1 protein-coding gene is annotated in these 525 nt (G+C 50.3%); it reads right to left on the bottom strand.

The genetic code is table 11. From position 1 onward, the window contains the following. A partial coding sequence (locus FK530_RS25465) for a cadherin-like domain-containing protein (RefSeq protein WP_231706812.1) occupies window positions 1–509 on the bottom strand: 509 nt, incomplete at its 3' end. Window positions 510–525 lie beyond the last annotated feature (16 nt).

The following is a 525-nucleotide window of genomic DNA, read 5'->3' as shown; positions in this document are numbered from 1 at the left end:
GTATAGCTTCCGGTATCAGGATTTAACTCCAACGCACCATGCTTCGGCGCTTCACCTTCTTTTACTGTGTAAGTGAGCTTATCGCCATTCGTTTCGATATCGACATCGGTCGCAATGATCTGACCGGTAACAGTCTCATCTTCTGCCGTCTCAATGGGCTGATTTTCTGCCGCTTCCGGCGCATCATTTACCGGCGTCACGGTCACAGGAACGGTGACTTCAACTGAAGCGCCTTCCTTATCTGTGATCACCACCACAAACTGATCCTTACCGTTGAAGTTTTCATTTGGCTTGTAGGTATAGCTTCCGGTATCAGGATTTAACTCCAACGCACCATGCTTCGGCGCTTCACCTTCTTTTACTGTGTAAGTGAGCTTATCGCTACCGCCACTCGTTTCGATATTTACATCGGTCGCAACGATCTGACCGGTACCAGACTCATCTTCAACTGCCCCAATGGGCTGCTTTTCTGCCGCTTCCGGCGCATCATTCACCGGCGTCACGGTCACAGGAACGGTGACTTCA

The organism is Tsukamurella conjunctivitidis, assembly GCF_007858475.1.
GTDB lineage: Bacteria > Actinomycetota > Actinomycetes > Mycobacteriales > Mycobacteriaceae > Tsukamurella > Tsukamurella conjunctivitidis.
This window is presented reverse-complemented; position numbering and strand designations above follow the sequence as displayed.